The 19,576-nt window shown below is 71.1% G+C and carries 13 protein-coding genes; 1 reads left to right on the top strand and 12 read right to left on the bottom strand.

The window, feature by feature from the left end; translation table 11 throughout:
* Window positions 1-3 precede the first annotated feature (3 nt).
* The 3 genes from FRZ03_RS28625 to FRZ03_RS28615 form a co-directional block, all read right to left on the bottom strand.
* A complete protein-coding gene (locus tag FRZ03_RS28625; RefSeq protein ID WP_261399385.1) occupies window positions 4-1,569 on the bottom strand; it encodes an APC family permease in 1,566 nt (521 codons plus the stop codon).
* Between the two features lie 147 nt (window positions 1,570-1,716).
* On the bottom strand, window positions 1,717-3,063 hold the full coding sequence (locus tag FRZ03_RS28620) for an aminotransferase-like domain-containing protein (protein WP_146468004.1): 1,347 nt from the start codon (window positions 3,061-3,063) through the stop codon (window positions 1,717-1,719).
* A 145-nt stretch (window positions 3,064-3,208) separates the two neighbouring features.
* Window positions 3,209-4,477: an ATP-grasp domain-containing protein gene (locus tag FRZ03_RS28615; protein WP_146468003.1), complete on the bottom strand. Its 1,269-nt coding sequence runs from the start codon at window positions 4,475-4,477 to the stop codon at window positions 3,209-3,211.
* A gap of 393 nt (window positions 4,478-4,870) precedes the next feature.
* Between FRZ03_RS28615 and FRZ03_RS28610 the strand changes: the two genes are divergently transcribed.
* Complete coding sequence (locus tag FRZ03_RS28610; protein ID WP_146468002.1) at window positions 4,871-5,851, top strand: 2-hydroxyacid dehydrogenase; 981 nt, start codon at window positions 4,871-4,873, stop codon at window positions 5,849-5,851.
* A gap of 47 nt (window positions 5,852-5,898) precedes the next feature.
* Here FRZ03_RS28610 and FRZ03_RS28605 read toward each other — a convergent pair whose 3' ends face one another.
* The 9 genes from FRZ03_RS28605 to FRZ03_RS28570 form a co-directional block, all read right to left on the bottom strand.
* Window positions 5,899-6,462, bottom strand: a complete 564-nt coding sequence (locus FRZ03_RS28605; protein WP_222443422.1) for a hypothetical protein — start codon at window positions 6,460-6,462, stop codon at window positions 5,899-5,901.
* Window positions 6,463-6,515: 53 nt separating this feature from the next.
* Complete coding sequence (locus FRZ03_RS28600) at window positions 6,516-7,784, bottom strand: MFS transporter (protein WP_186785668.1); 1,269 nt, start codon at window positions 7,782-7,784, stop codon at window positions 6,516-6,518.
* Between the two features lie 73 nt (window positions 7,785-7,857).
* The gene (gene cpt, locus FRZ03_RS28595) at window positions 7,858-8,391 is read right to left on the bottom strand and encodes a chloramphenicol phosphotransferase CPT (protein WP_146468000.1); all 534 of its coding nucleotides are present in this window, start codon (window positions 8,389-8,391) and stop codon (window positions 7,858-7,860) included.
* Window positions 8,388-9,239 (bottom strand): TauD/TfdA dioxygenase family protein, encoded by an 852-nt coding sequence (locus tag FRZ03_RS39440; RefSeq protein ID WP_186785667.1) that lies wholly within the window; start codon window positions 9,237-9,239, stop codon window positions 8,388-8,390. Before FRZ03_RS39440 ends, cpt begins: the two co-directional genes overlap by 4 nt.
* Window positions 9,239-10,510, bottom strand: a complete 1,272-nt coding sequence (locus FRZ03_RS39435; protein ID WP_186785666.1) for an ATP-grasp domain-containing protein — start codon at window positions 10,508-10,510, stop codon at window positions 9,239-9,241. The genes FRZ03_RS39440 and FRZ03_RS39435 overlap by 1 nt, the downstream gene beginning before the upstream one ends.
* Window positions 10,507-12,111 (bottom strand): MBL fold metallo-hydrolase, encoded by a 1,605-nt coding sequence (locus FRZ03_RS28585; RefSeq protein ID WP_146467998.1) that lies wholly within the window; start codon window positions 12,109-12,111, stop codon window positions 10,507-10,509. The genes FRZ03_RS39435 and FRZ03_RS28585 overlap by 4 nt, the downstream gene beginning before the upstream one ends.
* Before the next feature lies 1 nt (window position 12,112).
* A complete protein-coding gene (locus FRZ03_RS28580) occupies window positions 12,113-13,105 on the bottom strand; it encodes a class I SAM-dependent methyltransferase (protein ID WP_186785665.1) in 993 nt (330 codons plus the stop codon).
* Window positions 13,106-13,126: 21 nt separating this feature from the next.
* Window positions 13,127-15,841, bottom strand: a complete 2,715-nt coding sequence (locus tag FRZ03_RS28575; RefSeq protein ID WP_186785664.1) for an AMP-binding protein — start codon at window positions 15,839-15,841, stop codon at window positions 13,127-13,129.
* Between the two features lie 123 nt (window positions 15,842-15,964).
* Window positions 15,965-19,075 (bottom strand): non-ribosomal peptide synthetase, encoded by a 3,111-nt coding sequence (locus FRZ03_RS28570; RefSeq protein ID WP_146467995.1) that lies wholly within the window; start codon window positions 19,073-19,075, stop codon window positions 15,965-15,967.
* Window positions 19,076-19,576: the final 501 nt, after the last annotated feature.

Raw genomic sequence — 19,576 nt, 5'->3', positions numbered from 1 at the left:
CCGTCAGCGGCGCAGGTACGCCGTGCCCGAGCGGACGCCCCAGCGGTAGGTGGCCAGGGCGCACAGGGCCACCGCCACCGTGTCCCAGGGCGCCGGGATCAGGTTCGCGCCGCCGAAGCTGCCGAGGCCCGACAGGACCAGCAGCCACACGAAGTAGCCGAGGAGCCAGGCGCCGGTCCGCAGCTCGGCGCGGAGGTCGAGGTCGCGGCGGCGCAGGACGACGAACAGGAGCACGGCGGCCAGCAGCTCGGGCAGCGCGATCCGGAGGTTCTCCCAGGCGGACCAGTGCACGAGCTCCGAGGCGACCACGAAGCCTGCCGGCGCGATCCAGCCGAGGCCGGGGACCCAGCCCGCCAGCCGCTCGGGGGCGGCCTCCCGGAAGGCGCCCGCCGCCACGGAGCACAGCGCGTAGGTCAGCAGGGCCAGGGCGCCGACCACGGAGATGAGGTCCCGCCACCCGCTGGACGGCAGCAGGATGACGACGCTCAGGACAAAGTTGAGAGCCATGGCGTTCCGCGGGACGCCGGCCCGCTCCGACACCACGGAGAACCGCCGCGGCAACGCCTCGTTCTTGGCCACTGCGTAGGTCTCCCGACTGCCGGCGGCCACTGTCACGTACGTCGAGCCGCCGGGCGAGAACACGGCGTCGGCGTAGACGACCGCGGCCAGCCAGCTGAGGTTGAGCAGCAGCGCGAGCTCGCCGAAGGGCGAGGCGAAGTTCAGCCCGCGCCAGCCCCCGCCGAGGCTCTCGGTCGGGACGGCGAAGATGAACGTCAGCTGGAGCACGACGTGCAGGAGGACCGAGAGTCCGATGGCGGTGAGGATCGCCCGGGGTATGTCCCGCCGCGGGTTCTTCGCCTCGGCGGACAGCTCGATCGGGGAGGCGAAGCCGTCGATGGCGTAGACGATGCCCGCGCTCGCGATCGCGGTCAGCGAGGCCGCCCATCCGTAGGGGGCGAACCCGCCGCCCGCGGAGACATTGCCCGGGTGGAAACTCGAGACCAGCAGCGCCACGATCGTGAGCAGCGGGACAAGTATCTTGACGGTGGTGACGAGCAGGTTCAGCCGGGCGAAGAGCCTGACCCCGAACCAGTTCAGGACGACGAGAAGCAGCAGCAGTGCCGCACCGGCGGACCGGCCCCGCAGAGTCAGCGCATCGCCCTCGTACATGCCCGGCAGGTAGCGGTTCGCGTACTGCACGATGGCGGAGGCCTGGGCGGCCATCGTGCTGGCGACCGCGAGGAGCATGGTCCAGCCGATGAGGGTGCCCGCGAGCGGTCCGTTCGCGAGGAGCGGCCACCGCACCATGCCTCCGGCCTCCGGCCTGCCGGCGCCCAGCTCGATGAGGACAAGGGCGACCAGCGTCAGCGCGGCGCCGCCGATCACCCAGGAGATCACGGCCGCGGGGCCCGCCGCCTGGGCACCGTAGAACGAGCCGAAGAGCCAGCCCGAGCCGATGATGCCGCCGAAGGCCACGCCCGTCAGGCTCCAGTAGCCGAGCTCGCGTCGGAGGTTGCCGTCCTGTCCGGGCTGCGGCCGGGTCTCGGGACCCGTCGTGGTGGCCGTCACGCCGCGCCTCCGTGGTTCGCTCTCCCGGCGTCGGGCACGACGGATCTGCGCATTGGCCATTTCATGTGGTCTTCCCCCAGTGTGCGGCGATCGGTGAGCGGTGAACGGCAAGCGGTGAACGGCGTTCCGGTGCGTGCGCGCCGAGGGTCAGGCGCGGTCGGCCACGAGTTCGGCCAGCCGGCCGATCCCCACGTCGATCCGCTCGGGCGACAGGACGCTGAAGGAGAGCCGGATCTGGTGTGATCCGCCCTCCCCCGCGTAGAAGTGGTACATGGGTGTCCAGAGCACTCCGAAACGTTCGGCGGAGCGTGTGAGCAGGGCGTCGTCCGCGCGGAAGGGCAGGGTGACGACGACGAACATGCCGCCCGCCGGGGCGTTCCACGAGACCCCGGATCCGTGCAGCGGACCGGCCTCGCCGAAGTGCTTCTCGAGGCCGGTGAGCACGGCGCGCAGGTTGTCGCGGTAGACCTGGGCCTCCCGCACGGTGGCGCGTTCCACGCTGCACTCGTTCCTCAGCAGGAAGCCGCCCACGACGGCCTGGGCGACCGTGGAGGTGTTGAGCGTGAGCATGCTCTTGAGTTTCGCGAGCTCGTCGGCGAACAGTGCGCCGTCGGCCATCGGCTGGTCGGCGATCACGTACCCGACCCGCGCCCCGGCGAACGCGGTCTTCGCGAACGACCCGAAATAGACCACGCGGTGCCCGGTGTCCATGGACTTCAGGGTGGGCAGCCGGCCCTCGCCCCCGTGGAACATCGAGTACGGGTTGTCCTCCAGAAGCAGGATGTCCTCCCGTTCCGCCAGCTCGACGAGCCGGCGGCGGTCGTCCTCCGCGATGCTGACGCCGCTGGGATTGGCGAAGTCGGGGACCACGTAGCAGGCGCGCGGGCGCAGCCCGTCGGCCCGGGCGCGGCGGATCTGCTCCGCCAGGTCGGCGAGGTCGATGCCGCCCGGGCCTTCGGCGACCGGCCGTACCCGCACGTCGACGAGCCGGGCCGCGCCGAGGAATCCGACGTACGAGGGGTACGCGGCGAGGACCACGTCGCGCTCGTCGCGGCACAGCGCCCGCAGGACGAGCACCATCGCTTCCTGGCAGCCGGTGGTCACGAGCACCGACTCGGGATCGACGGTCATCCGTTCGTCGGAGGCGAGGTGACGCGTGATCAGGTGGTGGATGAACCCCTTGGTGCGGCCGTACTGGAAGAAGGTCCGGCGCACGTCCTCCGGGCCCAGGCCGAGATCGTCCACCAGGTGCCGCTCGAAGGCGCTCAGGTAGTCGCTGAGCGCGGCGACCTCGTAGAAGCCCTCGTACGGGCGTCCCGCGGCGAAGGAGACGGCGTCCGGGTGGCGCCCGGCGATGTCGTTGAGCAGGGTCATCGCCGTCAGGCACGGGTCGCTCACCGAGGCGTGCAGCTCGGCGGCGTCCAGTCGGACACCGCCGGGTGCTGCCGTGCGCGGCACCGGAGCGATGTCGAGGTGCTCGGAAACACTGGTCATGTGGGGGTCCTGTTCTCGCCGCCCGATCGGCCGGTGCGGTGGCGGATCGGGCGGACCGGTCACGGTGCTGCGGGCAGTGTCGGCGGATCGGGCGGCGAGGACGCCGGGTCTGCGGGTCGGGCCGGTCAGGACGCCGGCCGCGGGTTCACTCGGGCAGCACGTCGGCCCGGAGCTCCACCAGGCGCTCGGGCTCCTGGAGGTCGTGCCAAACCTGGCGCATGTCGTCCCCGACGGCGACGACATGGCCGTAGCGGGTGAGGAACGCGGCGGGCGGCAGGTCGAGTTCGTCCCCGGGTTCGGCGGTGATGCCGGTCTCGTGGATCGTCGGCCCGAAGCGCTCCTCGTGGACGACGACCTCCACGGTGCGGCAGTGGCCCTCGGGCAGCAGGAACCTGACGGCCGCGGCCTTGTGGTGGAGCGGAGTGAGGTCGCTCCTGCGGCCGGCCGCGGCGTGCGCCGCCACGACCGTGGGGTCGACGCCCGTGGCCAGCAGACCGAGGTAGGGGATGAGGTCCCCGCCGAGCCGGGCGTTTATCTCCACCAGGCGCGGGCCGCGGGGGGTCAGCTTGAACTCGGAGTGGGTGGCGCCGTGGACGAAGCCGAGGGCGCGGTGGATGTCACGGAGCTGGCCGAGCAGTTCCTCGTCCTCGAACAGCGGGTCGCGTGCGTCGACGTCGTGTCCCGTCTCCTCGAAGTACGGTTCGAGGCCGAGCCGCTTGTGGGCGATGACGGTCGGGGTGACCTCGCCGTCGTGGATGACGGCGTCGACGCTGATCTCCGGCCCGGTCAGGAACTCCTCGACCAGCACGTTCGCCGGGTAGCGCGGCAGGTTCATGAAGTCGGCGCCGTCGGCGGCGGCGAAGGCGGCGGCGATGTCCGCGGGGCCGTCCGCGCGGACGACGCCGAAACTGGCGGCCATGGCACGGGCCTTGACGATGACCGGGTAGCCGATCTTCTCCGCCGCGGCGAGGGCTTCCGCGGCGCTGGTGACGGTGAAGGAAGCGGGCTGGGGCACGCCGGCGGCGGTGAGGACGGCACGAGTGGCCGCCTTGTCACGGCAGTTGGCTATGGTCTCGGGCGGGCTGCCCGGCAGGCCGAGGTCCTGCGCGAGCCGCGCGCAGAACACGACCTGCGTCTCGTCGTACGTGAAGACGCCCCCGACCGGCAGCGATGCGACGACGGCCAGGGCCGCCTCGCGCACGGCGTCCGCGTCCTGGGTGTCGACGCGGGTGGCGCCCACGCAGTACCGCAGCTGCCACGTCGCCTCGTGCGAGTCCAGGAGCCACAACCGGTAGTGCTTCGAGACCGCGGCCAGGATGTACTCGCGGTAGGGGCGGTACCCGCTGCCGACGAGCAGCAGGACCGGCAGCTCCCGCGCGTCGGTGTCCGGGGTGTGAACGGCCAGGTCGGTCATGACGGTTCCTTCGGTCTGTACGGAGACGAGCTGTGAACGCGGAGACGAGCCGTGCACGCCGGCCGCCGAGCGGCCTGACGCCGTGCGGCGAACGCGGTACGCGGCGGTGGACGCGGGGCTCGATCGGATCCGGTGAGAAGCCTCGCCGTTCACGGATTCATCCCGCTGGGCCGGAGGATCGGAGGGCCGAATACCGCGACCGGACAAATTTTTACCGGTCCCGATTCTTACTGTCGCGCTGAACCTGTGTCAACGGTTGCCGGACCGCCCGGAATTCCGATCCGGCGCAGTTCCCCCACCGTCCGAAACCACCGCATCTGCACGGACATTCATGGATTCCGTGCTGTCCCATGACATGGCCGCACACATAGTCCGGGCGTTAATGTACGTCACATGGATCTTCGTGCGCAGAACAATCCGGAGAACTTCCGGAGTTCCTCGTCCCCCTTTGCTGAAAAGATCACCGTATGGCTGCCGACTCCGGAATCCGAGGCCCTCATGGGCGGCCTCCCGGAGGGCTTCCGGGCCGATGTGTGGACCGGGGAGGCCGAACTCCCGGCGTCGGCGGACACCGTGGAGGTGATCGTCCCGCCCTACGGCATCGGCCCTGACCTCCTGTCCCGGTTCGCCGAGCTGCCCCGGCTGCGGCTTGTGCAGTTGGAGTCCGCCGGCGTGGAGTGGATCAGGCCGTACGTGCCGGAAGGCGTCGTGCTGTGCAACGCCAAGGGCGCGTACGACCGGGCCGTCACCGAATGGGTCACCGGTGTCGTCCTGGCTCACCTGCTGCGACTGCCCCGTTTCGAGCAGGCCCGTCGCGAACAGCGCTGGGACTACACGCACACCGACACCCTTGAGGGCAAGCGCGTGCTGCTCGTCGGGTACGGCTCCCTCGGCTCGGCCCTGGCCCCGGTCCTGACCGGATTCGGCGCCGAGGTCACGGCCGTGGCCCGGCGGCCCCGCCCGGGCGTGCACGGCGTGGACGAGCTGCCCGGGTTGCTGCCCGAGGCGGACATCGTGGTCCTGCTGCTCCCGCTGACCGAGGCCACCACCGGCCTCGTGGACGCCGCGTTCCTGAGCCGGATGCGGGACGGCACCCTGCTGGTGAACGCCGGCCGCGGCCGCCTCGTCGACACCGACGCGCTGGTCGCCGAGCTGTGCGCCGGCCGGCTGTACGCGGCGCTCGACGTGACCGCACCGGAGCCGCTGCCCACCGGGCATCCCCTGTGGTCCGCCCCCGGACTCATCCTGACCCCGCACACCGCCGGGTCGAACACCTCGCCGCCGGCGAAGGCCATGGCCCTCGCCAAGGCCCAGCTGGCGCGCTACGCCGCCGGCGAGCCGCTGGCCAACGTGATCGGAGAAGCGGGCTACTGACCGCCTTCGGGTGCTGGTCCCGGGCGGGGGACCAGCACCCGCGCGGCTCACAGCCAGCCGGAGCGGACCAGCGCCTGGAGCTGTTCCTCCACGGGCGCGGGCGGCTCGCCCTCCGGCCGGTTCCCGAGCTCGCCCGCACGAACCCGGTCGAGGAGCCTGCGGGTCGCGTCCACGATCTCGGGCGCCGCCCTGCGCAGCTCCGCGGCATCGGTCGGACCGGCCGTGTCGGCGGGGAAGCCCGCCGTCTGCAGCAGACCGTCGAGGTCGGCGAGGCGTTCCCCCAGCCAGCCCAGCGGGTCCGCGGACAGCTCGCGGACGAAGACCCGGTCGCCTGGGTCCCAGCCCGTGAACACCGGGTGGTGGTGGGTCCGGTCGAAGCTCCCGGGCCTGCCGTCGACCGACTCCAGGAAGTCGGCGCGCCACACCGGCCGGTCCACGGTGATCGGGTAGGCGGCGTAGACGGAGTCCACGAGCGTGCCCTGCTCGACCAGCCTCAGCTCCAGCCGGACCCCGTGCTCGGGGCTCTCCTGTCCCTTGAGCGGTTCGGGATCGACGAAGTACAGGTCTCCCACCACGATGCCGAGCTTGTCGAAGGCGAACATGTAGAGCATTCGGATTCCTCTCGCAGCGTGCGTTGAGTCGATGGGCGGGGCGGGGCGGGGGCCTATACCGCCTTCTCCGGCTCGGTCCCCGAGGGCGCCCGGACGCTCCGCACACCCGCCCAGATCGAAACGGCCAGGACCGAGGTGACCAGGGCCGGGGCGAACCGCAGCACCTGCTCCGGCAGCGTCACGGACCAGCCGAGCAGCACGGAGGACAGGGCGGCGCCGCCCAGGATGAAGGCCCGCATGACGGCGTTGACCCGGCCGGACACCTCGTCGGGTATCGCCCGGAAGCGGTACTCGTTCGTGGTGACGTTCATGCCCCCTTCGCCGGCCATCAGGCCGCAGAAGCCGAGGACCACCAGGCCCTCCCAGGGGGCCAGGAGGCCGGCGGAGGCGACGGCGCACACCAGGAACCACAGCCGGATGCGCCGCTCCGCCGGGGCGTTCTGCCAGAGCCTGCCGCCCAGCCAGGACCCGAGGGCGCTGCCGGCGGCCCCGGTGGCGAGGACCGCGCCCGCCCAGCCGCTGGACCAGCCCCAGGTGCCGGCGGCGAGGACCAGGATGACGGTCGGTACGGCGCCGGCCCCGAGGTTGTACACCGAGAGCACCAGGGTGAGCCGCGGCACTCCGCGGATCTTCCGGAAGCTGCGGAAGCCCTCGATCTGCATGCGCAGGAATCCCCGCTCGGCGACCGGCTTCTCACCGCGCGGCAGGACGGCCGCGACCACCGCGGTGACCAGGAAGGTCGCGGCGTCGATCCACAGCGCCCCGTACCCGCCGACCCCGGCGAGCACCAGGCCGGCGACGGCGGGCCCGGCCGTACGGGCCAGTTCCGTCGCGGCACCGAACCTGCTGTAGGCCTCGGTGAGCCGGTCCTGCGGCGCGAGCTGGGGCAGCAGGCTGAAGTCGCTGGTCAGGTTGGAGGTCACGGTGCCGCAGCCGGCGACCAGCAGGACCACGAGGACGAGCTCGACCTGGTCCATCATGAGCAGGAACGGGGTCAGCGCGACGAGCACGCCCTGCACCAGTTCGGAGATCATGAAGACCATGCGGCGTTCGTAGCCGTCGATCAGGGTCCCCAGCAGGGGAGAGGCGACGAACGGCAGATACTGCACGCCGAGGCTGAGCGCGGCCATCAAGGGCGACCCCGTACTGGCCAGGATGGTCCACGGCATCGCCAGGTGGAGGAAGGTGTTGCCCATCTCGGAGACCGACGCCGCGGAAGTCAGCAGCCAGAACTTGCTCCACGTCTGCTGCGCGGCCGGCCGCCCCGGCGGGCGCGACACGGCCGGGGCCGCGCCTGACCCGTCAGTTTCCGCACTGTCCATGCTCTGTCTCCTCGTCGTGTCCATTGCAGCGGTGAGCACGCCCGCGCACACGGGCGTGCTCACCAGGGGCGATTCAGCTCACGCGTGCGGCGATGGCCCGGGCACAGTCCAGGGACTCGGTGTGACTGGTGTCGACCTCGACGTCGTAGACGACGCCCTTGTGCACGATCTCCGCCTGCGAGACGGCCATGCCGATGACCCGGTCGCCGCGGGCGATCTCGCGGCCGGCCGCGATCTCGGGGTCGCAGTGCACGCCGACCCAGAGCACCTCGAGGCCCTCCAGATGGGCCCGCAGGCGCTCCTGGGAGGCCGCTCCACTGAGGAACACGTCGTCGATGATGATCCGGGCCCCGGCGCGCGCCATGGCGGCGACGCCCTTCGTCCAGGCCTCCTCCATCTCGCGGAAGCCGTCACCGAGGACGACCTCGCCCTGCTGCCCGAACTCGACGCCGGAGCCGGACTCGATCAGGGACGGCGGCAGCCGGTCGATCAGGTCGTCGACACCGAGGTTGATCCACGGCTGGGGAAGGATCGCCTTCAGGCAGCGGGTGATTCCGGTCTTGCCGGAGCTGGATCCGCCGTTCAGGACGATGACTTGAGTACTCACTTGATCGGCTCACCTTCGAGAGTGATGCGTTCCATTTTGCGGGCGTGCGGCCAGTAGTCGGAGACGGCGTAATGCTGGCTGGCCAGATTGTCCCAGATCGCCACGTCGCCCTCTTCCCACTTGAAGCGGCACTGGAATTCCGGGCGCCACGCCAAGAGGTGCACCATATCCAGAATCCGCTTGCTCTCCGCCTCGTCGACCCCTTCGATGCGGACGCCCGAAACCTTGTTGGAGAAGAGGGACTTCTCTCCGGTGAAGGGGTGCGTGAGAACCAGCGGGTGGGACTGTGCGGGGTATTTCTCCCGCATGCGGGCCAGCGCCTCGTCGTTTCCGTCGAAGGCGGGGAAGTAGATCTGCATCCAGTCGTGGACGACGCGCAGACCGTCCAGCTGCTCCTTGACCTCGTCGCTGAGCGAGGCGTACGCCGCCGCCATGTTCGCCCAGCAGGTGTCGCCGCCGCGCGGCGGGATCTGCACGGCGCGGAGGATCGAGCCGAAGGTCGGAACCTCGCGCCAGTTGAGGTCGCTGTGCCAGGCGTTGAGGTTCCCGGTGTGCTTCTCGTCGTGGTAGATGCCGGTGATCTCCGGGTACTCGTGGTACGGCTGGAACGGCGAGATGCCGTGCACCACGGGCTCTTCCTCGGAGATGAACGGGTGCACCTCGGTCCGGCCGAGCCGCTTCGCGACCTGCACGAAGGTGTGCCGGTCGAGGTGCTGGCTCTTGAAGAACACCACCTTGTGCTGCAGCAGCAGTTCGGTGACGAAGTCGCGGAGCCCCGGGTCTGCCGGATCGAGACGGTAGTCGTCGACCACCACTCCGATGTGTGTGCCGAGCTTCGTGCGGGCCACTAGTCCCCTGCCTTCGTTTCCAGTGTGTACGTGTTGATGATCCGCGTCATGTCCTGCTCCACTGCGCGCGTGGAGTCCCCGCTGACCAGGAACCCTCCGGAGGTGGCCCAGATCATTCCGTCGGCGTCGAGGACGTCGCCCACCGACGGCGTTCTGACGCCCACGACGGAATCGGGAAGCTCGTCGAGTCCGCCGACGGAAACGACCTGGACGGCCCCGCTGACGGCCGGCATGTACAGCCAACCGGAGGCCCCCACCTCCCGGTGGTCCAGCATGGTGGCGGGCGTGGCCAGTTCGGACGGCCGGCCCAGGCAGGCCAGGACCGCCTCGCGGGCCAGGTCGACGCCGTAGACCTCGCGCTGGTGCCAGCTGATGCCGGCCCCGCCGAAGCGGTTGCCGATCTCCAGGAAGACCAGCTCGTCGTCGGGCGTGTGGAACAGCTCCAGATGGAAGGTGCTGTCCGTGAGCCCGAGGGCCCGCAGCACGGTCTCCGTGAACTCGCGCATCCTGGCGACGAGTTCGGGCCGGTCGGGCGTCACCGCCGCCAGGGGGGCGGTGCCGTGCTGGAAGTCGAAGCAGGTGTCGAGGTAGCGGGAGGCGCAGAACCAGCGCATCTCCCCGTCCCGGACGACGCCGTCGATGTGGTGGATGGAGCCGTCCACGAACTCCTCGGCCTCGTACCCCTCCTCGATACCGCCGGCCTCGGCCAGCGCGAGGAGCTCCGCGGCACCGTCCAGGATGCGCACGCCGATGCTCGCGCCCTGGCTCCGGGGTTTGAGCACGACCCGGCCGGGCATTCCCGCGGCGAACTCGGCGAGTTCGGCGCGCCCGGTGTCCGGCCCGACGGCGAGGAACCTCGGTACCCGGATGCCGGTGCCGGACAGAGCCTCCTTCATCGGCACCTTGTCACGGCACAGGAGCGCGGTCTTCGCGTTCGTGCCCGGCACCCCGAAGTGCTCGCGCAGCCGGGCCGCGGGCAGGGTGGTGTGCTCATAGAGCCCGACGAACGCCGCGGGCGGGCCGAACTCGGCGGCCAGTTCCCCGACGAGTTCGCGCATGCGGTCCACGGCCCGGTCGTACGCGTCCAGGTCGTCCGAGTCGGGCAGGTCGAGGACCGCGATGCGGGCGAACCTCGACGCCAGGGCGGCGGGCAGCCGTGCGGCGCTCGCCCTGGGCATCACGGCGCTCACGTGGTCGGCGTCGAAGTCCACGGCGTGCGCCTCGGAGGCGTGAAACCCGATGTGGACGACGTGCTGCTTGCCGGTGCTCACGGCCGCACCGCCATGGTTTCGTGCAGGAACAGCCGCTTCGCGACGCCGCCCCGCTCCTCGACGTACGCGACCAGCTTGTCGCTGTCGATCATCGCCGGGTGCGTCTCGTCGTACTCGACGCACATCACCGCGCCGAGCCAGGGCTCCTGACCCATCGCGTACACGTAGACGGAATCGGCACGGAGCGCGTCGACGATCGCCGCCGCCTGCTCGAAGTTGCTGCCCTTGAGGCGCCGGCCCGCGTCGATCCGGCGCTCCAGCTTCTCCGGGAAGAGCGGACCGTAGAGCCAGCTGACCGCCGCGCCCACGCTCTCCATCCCGATGAACACGGTGTGCACCTGGCCGAGCGCGGCCGTCACCTGCGGGTACAGCTCCGGCGAGACGTTGGTGGAGTCCGCGGCGAACAGCACCCGAGTGCCGTCCAGGTCCAGCAGCCAGCCGCACTTGGTGCGGATCCGGACGTCACCGTGTTCCCCCAGGAACGGCACCGCGGTGATGGTGCCGCCGGGGGTGTCGAGCACGTCCAGGTCGTCGAGTTCGACGACGTCCCGGAAGCCGAGCCGCGTCAGTATCCGCTTGAGGTCGGGGTCGACGAGACTGGAGTTCGCGGACTTGGCGATGACGACGCGCCCGACCCGGTGACGAATCCTGATCAGCGTCTCCAGGAGCATGTGGTCCTGGTGGTTGTGCGTGATCATCACGTAGTCGATGCGCTCGGGCAGGTCGTCGAAGGTGAACCTGCCGTCGCTCACGCTCGCGTAACCGCTGTAGCTGATCACGGGGTCGACCAGGAAGGTGGTGCCCCGGTGGCGGACGAACACACAGGCGTGGCCCACGTATTCGATGACGTCCTCGCCGGGGTCCGCCGGTCCCGAGACCTCCGTGGGCGCCGGGTCCTCCTCGAAGAAGGCCCGGAAGGCGGCGGCGCGCTCCCCGTCGAGGCCGAGGCCGGCGGTCACCCGGTCCAGCTCCTCCGCGGTGAGCTTGCCGCGGAAGACCGTGTCGAGCAGCTCCGATCCCAGCGGCACCGTGACCAGCACCTGGTCGGGCGTGTGGGCGAGCACCGGGGTGGTCAGGGCGAACCGGCGTGCGTCCTGGTGGATCTCGGAGAACCTGACCTGCTGGAGACCGGGGTCGTAGTAGGGGGATTCGTAGAGGAAGGGCTCGATGAACCGGTAGTCCGGCGTGCGGTTGTCCCGGTTGTAGAACAGCTCCACCCGGCCCGCCAGCGGCCCGGGCAACTGCCGGTACACCTGGTCGAGGGACGCGCCGGTCTGGGCCGGCAGGATGTTTTGCTCCAACTCGTCGATGGCGTCGGCGAGCTCGGACAACGGGGCGATCCGCGCACGCAGGGTGTCGTACCACTCCCGGATCCGGTCGTACGAGCCATCCTGCTCGTACACGAACGGGCCGCCGAGGAAGCGGGCGTTGCGCAGTGCCGTGCGGTGGGTCTCGGGGTCGGCGAGGTAGGACTCGACGATGTTCCGGTAGTGGTTCTTGAGGTACTTCGCCAGCGTCTGCGGCGGGATCAGGTACGACCAGGCGTACCACCCGGCGACGGCCGGCTCCGCGATGACGTTCTTCTTGAGGGACAGGGTCACATCAGGCTCCGTGTTCGCACACGTAGTACTGGAAGAGGAAGTCGTCCTGGCGCGCGACCGTCTGCAGGACGCGCAGCCCGGCGCTCTCCAGGTCCACGGTGTCGAGCAGGACGGGGCTGTGGCCGAGCAGGACCATGACGCCGCCCGGACGCAGCGTGTCGACGAGTTTCGGCAGGATGGACCGGGCCTGGGCGGTGGAGACGACCTCGGAGTTGAGGAACCGGCTGAACAGGATGTCGACGCTGCCGGGCTCGACGGCGGGACTCGCCGCGTCGCCGCAGACCACCTTCTCCAGGCGGGAGGCGGCGAACTCGGTCATCTGCCTGCTCAGGTCCTGTCCCACCGTACGGATGCGGGCCGGGTCCGCGGCGGCGAACTCGGAAAGGAACTGGCCCGTCGAGCAGGCCGGGTCGTAGGCGAGGATGTCGCCCTCGGTGGCGTCGAGCCACTGGCTGAACCGCTCCCGGGTGTAGCGCCGGATGTGTTCCTCGCCGAGACCGAGGAAGGCGGCGCGCTCCTCGGTCACCAGCCAGCCGTCGGGCGGACTGGTCTTCTCCCGGCCCGGATCGCGCTGTTTGGCGAAGGGGTGGACGATCTCGGTGAGCGGGGTGATCGCCTCGAAGGCGGCACGGCGGTCGGCCTCGTCCAGCGGCTCGAACACGATCCGGGCGTCGGCATCGGAGGTGCGTACGGACAGCACCGTACCGACCACGTTGTACCAGTACACGCGGCTGCAGAAGACGCCCGGCATGCCTTGGTCGAGCACGTAGTCGGAGATCGTCTTGCAGCCGGCGTACCAACGGTCGCCGGTCCGGAAGAGGAACAGCCGCTCGGGGCAGTCCGTCAGCCGCTCGCGCAGCTCATGGCCACCGGGTCGCCGCCAGCGGGTGAAATCGCCCCGCCGCAGCGCTTCACGGATGCCGACCTCGTCGGCGACGAACTCCGTGTCGAGGGGAGCACCCGGGTCCCAGCGCTGCTCGGGGGTCGTGGTCACGGCCACATCGGAATTCATGCGTCAGATCTCCAAGGTCTTGGTGAGTTCTCGGATGATCGGCCGACACGTGGCGCGCACCGGTCCGGTCCAGCCCGGCTCGTCGAGCCAGAGCCGGAGTGCGGCCAGCACGCGGGTGTCCGCGGTACCCGCCGCTGTCACGGTCGTGAGCCACTCCTGCGGATCGACCAGGCGGACGTCTCCGAGCTCCGCGTGCAGTTCCTCGATGTCGTAGGTGCGCTGCAACAGCAGGGAGCGCCGCTCCGACGCCTGCCCGAGGGCCGCGGCCAGCAGCGAGTCGGCGACGTCAGCGACGTGGCAGACCGGCACCAGACCGGTCAGTCGCGGCATGACGCCCTGCTGCTTGGAGATCCGCAGGAGGTTCGCGAAGACGTCGTCGTCGAGGAACGCCCTGTCGCCGTCCGCGTGACCGTACACCAGGCCGGTGCGGACGAGGTCGACCCGGCAGCTGTCGCTGTCCAGAGCCTCGACGTAGCTCTCGGCCACGAACTTCGACTGGGAGTACGGGTCGCCGACGGCTTCGAGGGATTCCTCGGTCAGCGGCACGAAATCCCGGCCCACGGAGGCGGCGGAGACGAACACGAAGCGGTGCGCACCGCGCGCGGCCGCTGCCCGGACCAAGGCCCGGGTCGTGGCGATGCTGTCGTTGACCTGGCGCTCCAGCGGCAGCACGTGGTTCACGTGGAACCCGCAGTGCACGACGGCGCCCCAGCCGTCGGCGCCGCCCGCGGGCGCCTCCAGATCGGCATAGGCCAGGAACCGCACGTCCGCCAAGTCGGCCGGCCGCCGTCCGAAGCGCGCGCAGTGGCGCTCGACGATCCGCCGGGGGTTGCTGGTGGTGACGACGGTCAGCGGCCGGCCGGTGCCGAGCAGTCTGTCGAGGACGTGCCCGCCGATGAATCCGCCGGCCCCGGTGACGGTCACCGCTCGTGGGTCACCGACCGCTTCCCGCCGCAGGGCCGCGAGCGTGGCGGGCAGTTCGACGGCCAGCTCGGTCGAGATGGCGCGGAAGACCGAGGGCACGGGGGAGGGCGCGGCCTGCGGGCTCTCGCTCACGGCGGCGACGAACCCCTCGACCGTGAAGTCGTAGTTGAGCAGGTCGAAGGCCTTCCGGACGTCCTCCTCCCCGTAGATCCGGGCGAGCTTGACCTGGAGCTGCACCAGCCCGAAGGAGTCGCCGCCCGCGTTGAAGAAGGACATGTCGGGGGCGATCGGCGTGCCGAGGACCTCCTCCACCAGGGCGCTCACGACGTCCTGACCGGCCTCCTCATCGGCGACGGGCTCCCCGACGCCGTCGTGCCCGATCAGGGCGCGCAGGGCGTCCTTGTCGGCCTTGCCGGTGTGGGTGACCGGGATGTCGGAGACCGTGAGGAGGACGTCGGGCACTTCCCACGTCGGAAGCACCTCGCGCAGCCAGGCCTTGAGCTCCGGCTCCGGTCGGCCCGTGGCGGTGTGGGCGAGGACCAGGCAGCCGTCGTGCGTCAGGACCGCGACGCGCGATCCCAGCAGCGCGGACAACCGGCCTTCCAGGTCGGTGAGGACGATCCGGTGGCCGAGGCGCTTGACCTGGTCGTCGATGCGGCCGACGTAGAAGACCTCGCCGTCGCGGAGTTCGACCTCGTCACCGGTGTGGTAGGCGCTGCTGCCGTCGACCGTGGTGAACGGCCCGTCCCCCTGCTCCACGCCTTCGTAGCCCAGGGCGACTCCCTCGCCGACGATGACGAGTTCGCCGCGCCCCGAGGCGGCGTACGTGTGCGCCGCCCGGTCGTGGACGCGGGCCTCGTACCCGTCGATGGGACGGCCGACGGAGGTGGTGAACCGGCTCGGCTCGGCCACGGAGAAGCACACGGTGCCCTCGGTGGGACCGTAGGCGTTGAGCACCCGGCTGAACCGGGCCGCCGTCCGGAACTCCACCTCGGTCAGCGCCTCGCCCGCGAAGACGACCGTGCCGATCGTCTTGCGCGCCTCGTCGTTCAGCCGCGCGTACACCGACGGGGGCACGGTGATCACGTCGCAGCCGTGCTCGGCCAGGTAGGTGCCCACCGTGTTCACCCAGGAGCCGCCGTCCCACTCGGGGACGATGAGGGTGCCGCCGGCGTACAGGGTCACGAGCACCTCGGCGACGGAGGCGTCGAAGGCGAGGGAGGAGAACTGGAGCACGCGGTCGCCCGGCTCGATCCCGAACAGGCGGGTCTGCGCCCGGCAGAGGGCCTCGATGCCCCGGTGGCCGACGTTCACCAGCTTGGGCAGCCCGCTCGATCCCGAGGTGAAGACCGAGTACGCCGTCTCCCGCACCGGCCAGGAAGCCGGACTCTCGCCGCCGACCGCCGGGGAGGCCGCGGCGGCCAGCTCGGCAGCGACGACCACCGGCCGGCCGATGTCCTGCTCGCGCGGGGCCTCGGAGGTACAACAGAGCACGAGGTCGGGCCCGGCCACGCGCAGGGCCTCGCGCATGCGTTCCGGGGGGAGCCCGGGGTTGAGCGGGGTGTAGACCAACCCGGCGCGCATCACGGCCAGCGCCCAGACGAGCGCCTCCGCGGTGTGCTCGCCGACCAGCGCGACGCGTACGGCCTGCGGGTACAGGCTGCGCAGATGCGCGGCGCGGTCCCGGGTGACCCGGTCCAGGTCGGCGTACGACCAGGTTCGCGCACCCGACTCCAGGGCCGGCTCGTCGCCGCGCGCGCCGAGGTGGTGAGCGAGGAGCGTGGAAAGGTCCACCGGACTTCCCTTCAGGTTGGCTTGTCGGTTGGGAGGGGCACGCCGCACGGACGGACAGGCAGGGGCGCGGGCTTCCGGCACGTCGGCACCGACCGTCCGGCGCCGGGCGGGCCGTCCGGTGCCTCAGGACCGTGCGGCGTCTGTCCGGACGGCTGTCAGTTCGCGCAGGATCTCGACGTACTCGGCCAGCGTGTGCTCGGCGGTCGGCAGGTCCATGACGTCGGCGCTGTACGGCAGGACCACCACCAGCTCGTCCCCGACCTCGTTGATCTCCACCGTCAGATCGGCCTTGGCCGTGCCGTTGTCCACGAGCCACGGCACCACACGGGCCCCGGCGAGGGCGGCATGGGGGCGCAACGGCCCCTGGTAGGCCAGGACCACCTGGACCAGAGGCTGGCCCGACGCGCCGGCCCGGGCCCCGACCGCCCGCACGACGTCGTTGAACGCGACGTACTGGTGTTCCAGGCCCTCCTGGATCCGCTCGTTCACGGTGCCGAGCAGCGGGACCGGGTCGGGGGAGCCGTCGAGGGTCACACGCATCACCACGGTGTTGGTGAAGAAGCCGATGACGTCCTCGGCCTCCTGGCTCGGGCGGCCCGAGAAGGGGGAGCCGATGAGGACGTCCTGCTGCCCGGTGCGCCGCGACACCAGGACGGCGAGCGCCAGGAGGCACACCGCGTACGGGGTGGTGCCCGCCTGCTTGGCCAAACGCTCGACGGCCGCGCGCAGTTCGGCGCCCGTCGCGTGGTTCACCCGGCCACCGAGGTGGCTGAACGAGGCGGGCCGGGCCGTCAGGGTCGGGAGGTCGGTCTCGGTGGGGGCGCTGGCGAGCACGGAGCGCCAGTGGTCGAGGCCCGCGGCGAGCACCGGGTGCCCGGCCGTGGCGCGCTGCCACAGGGCGTGGTCACGGGGGCGGAGCGCGTTCTCGGGCCGGGGGGCCGGTTCCCGTCCGGCCCGGCGCGCGGCGTAGCACTCCGCCAGGTCGAGGTCGAGCACGTCCTGCGAGAGGCCGTCGGCGACGGTGTGGTGGGTCACGAGGACGAGGACCCGTTCCTCGGCCGCCAGGCTGAGCAGGGTGGCTCTGAGCAGCGGTGCCCGCTCCAGGTCGAAGGGGACGGCGCCGAGTTCCGCGACCCGCCGGGTGGCCGCCGCGAGGGGGTCGGCCGCCCCCGTCAGGTCCTCCTCGGCCGGCTCCACCGTGACACGCGGTGCGACGTCGACGCGGAGGTCGGCGCCGTCCAGGTGCAGGCTGCTGCGGAAGGCCTCGTGCCGGTCCGCCAGGTCCTGCACGGCGCGCCGCAGGGCGGGCAGGTCCACCGGTCCGGTGATGTGGAGCGCGGACGTCTCGTTGTAGGCGACGGACGCGGCCTGTTTCATCCGGGCCTGGGTCCAGAGCCGCCGCTGGTGCAGGGAGGCGGGGTGCGACGGGCCGGCGGTGGTGCGCGTGAGCGGGGGCAGGGCGCTGCGCTCGGTGTCGCCGGCGGTCACGAGGCGGGCCAGCTCCGCCAGGGTGCCGGCGCCGAGGAGCTCCCGGACGGTCAGCGGGACGCCGAAGTGCTCGCGGACCCGGTTCTGCACCCTGATGGCCTGGAGCGAGGTGCCACCGAGGGCGCGGAAGCCGTCGTTGGTACCGATGCCCTCGACGCCCAGGACGTCCTCCCAGATGCGGGCCAGATCGGCCTCGGGCCCGGGGCGCGGAGCAGATCCGGTGGTGGGGGAGAGCGCCCACCGAGGGCGGTGCGCGCGCAGCGCGGCCAGGTCCACCTTGCCATGCTGGTTGAGCGGGAGGCGCTCCAAGGGGACGAGGAGCGACGGGACCATGGCGGGCGGCAGCTCTTCGGCCAGCCGGTCGGCCAGTTCCTTCTCGATGCCGGGGGCGCCGACGACGAAGCCGACGAGCCTGGCGTCCGGGCCCTCTCCCTGGACGACGACCGCGCAGGACTGCACGCCCGGGTGGGCGGCCATCACCGCTTCGATCTCGCCGCGTTCGACGCGCTGGCCGCGGACGTTGAGCTGTCCGTCCACGCGGCCCAAAAAATCGAGGTTGCCGTCGGGCAAGTACCGCACCCGGTCGCCGGTGCGGTAGAGGCGGGAGCCGGGCCGGCCGCTGAAGGGGTCCGGGGGGAACGCCCGCTCCGTGAGCTCGGGGAGCCCCCAGTAGCCGCGGGCCAGGCCTCGGCCGCCGACGTAGAGTTCACCGGGCTCGCCGTCGGCCACGGGATTCATCTGCTCGTCGAGGACGTGCAGTTCGCGGCCGGGCAGGGCCTTGCCGATCGGCGGTGCGTCGCCGGGCGGCCGTTCGTCCGAGGCACTGGCCGCGACGGTCACCTCGGTCGGTCCGTAGAGGTTGATCAGGCGTCGCCCGCGCCCCCAGCGCTCGGCTGTCTGCGGCTGACATCGCTCCCCGATGTAGGCGAGCGTGTGCAGGGCGGGCAGAGGTGGTTCCTCGGTCAGCTCGGCGAGCAGCGCGGGGGGCAGCATCGCCGCGGTCACGCGGGCGTCCCTGAGGAACCCGACCAGGCCGGGCCCGGCCGTCTCGGTGCCGGCGGGCGGGATGACCACGGTGCCGCCGGCGGCGAGCACCGCGTAGATGTCGAGGGCCTGGGTCTCCCAGGTCAGCGGGTAGAACTGGAGAAAACGGGTGCCCGGCCCCAGACCCAGGTAGGGCCGGATCATCTCCATGAAGTAGGCCATGGAGTCGTGCACATGCATGACGCCCTTGGGGCGGCCGGTGGTTCCGGACGTGTACGTGATGAAGGCGAGTCGGTCGGGATCGCCTTCGGGCAGTACCGCGCCCGTCTCCGCCGTCACCGGGGCGGCGTCAGGCCCGTGCGCCACCGGTGCGTCGGCCAGCTCCTCGGCGACCAGGACCGGGATGCCGGTCCGGGGCACCGCGTCCCGCATGTCCCGGCTCGCCACCGCCAGGCGCGGGGCGATGTCCTCCAGGATCCAGCGCAGCCGGGCCTCCGGGTGCGCGGGGTCCAGGGCCACGTAGCCGCCACCGGCCTTCAGAATGCCCAGCAGCGTCACCACCATGGCGGCGGAACGCTCCAGGGACACGGCGACGAAGACGCCCGGCGCGACGCCGTGTGCGCTCAGTCTCCGGGCTGCGGCGTCGGAACGGCGCTCCAGCTCGCGGAAGTCGAGGCGCTCGTCGCCGTACTCGACGGCCGGCAGGTCGGGGTTCGACCGAGCGCGTGCGGCTATCAGGTCGTGAATGGTAGACCGGTTCATTTCCAGAAATCCACGGTGCTTTTCCCTGCCCAGTGCAATTCGTCCGCCGCGAAGCGCGTGACCTCGGGCGCAATGGAAGGAACGGCGAATGGGTGTGAATTTCGCCCATTTCAGTGGAACCCGCCGAATTCGGGCATATGGATGCCCCCGACGGGGTCGGGACGAGGAGTCGCGGGGTGCGGGAAAAACCGCACACACCCGACGGAAGAAACGGGTCGACCCGCCCCTGGGACGGCCATCGGCCCCGAGTAGGGAAGATTACACCATCATTAACGGGTGGCAGGTCGCGAGGAAGTCATCAAAAGGGTCTTTCACCCTGGTGGATGCACCCGAAAACGTGCGGAAGTTCGCTCTGCCGGAAAGAAGGAGCCTTGAAAAGGCTGTGTGAGGGGCAAGGAGACCCGCCACCTCGGTACGACCCCAACCTCACTGTGTATCCCCCGTTCACGCCGTGCCCGGCACGCCTTGTGAGCTGTGGGCTGCACTGTAGTTCGGGCTCGT

Source organism: Streptomyces misionensis (assembly GCF_007896895.1).
Lineage (GTDB): Bacteria > Actinomycetota > Actinomycetes > Streptomycetales > Streptomycetaceae > Streptomyces > Streptomyces misionensis_A.
This window is presented reverse-complemented; position numbering and strand designations above follow the sequence as displayed.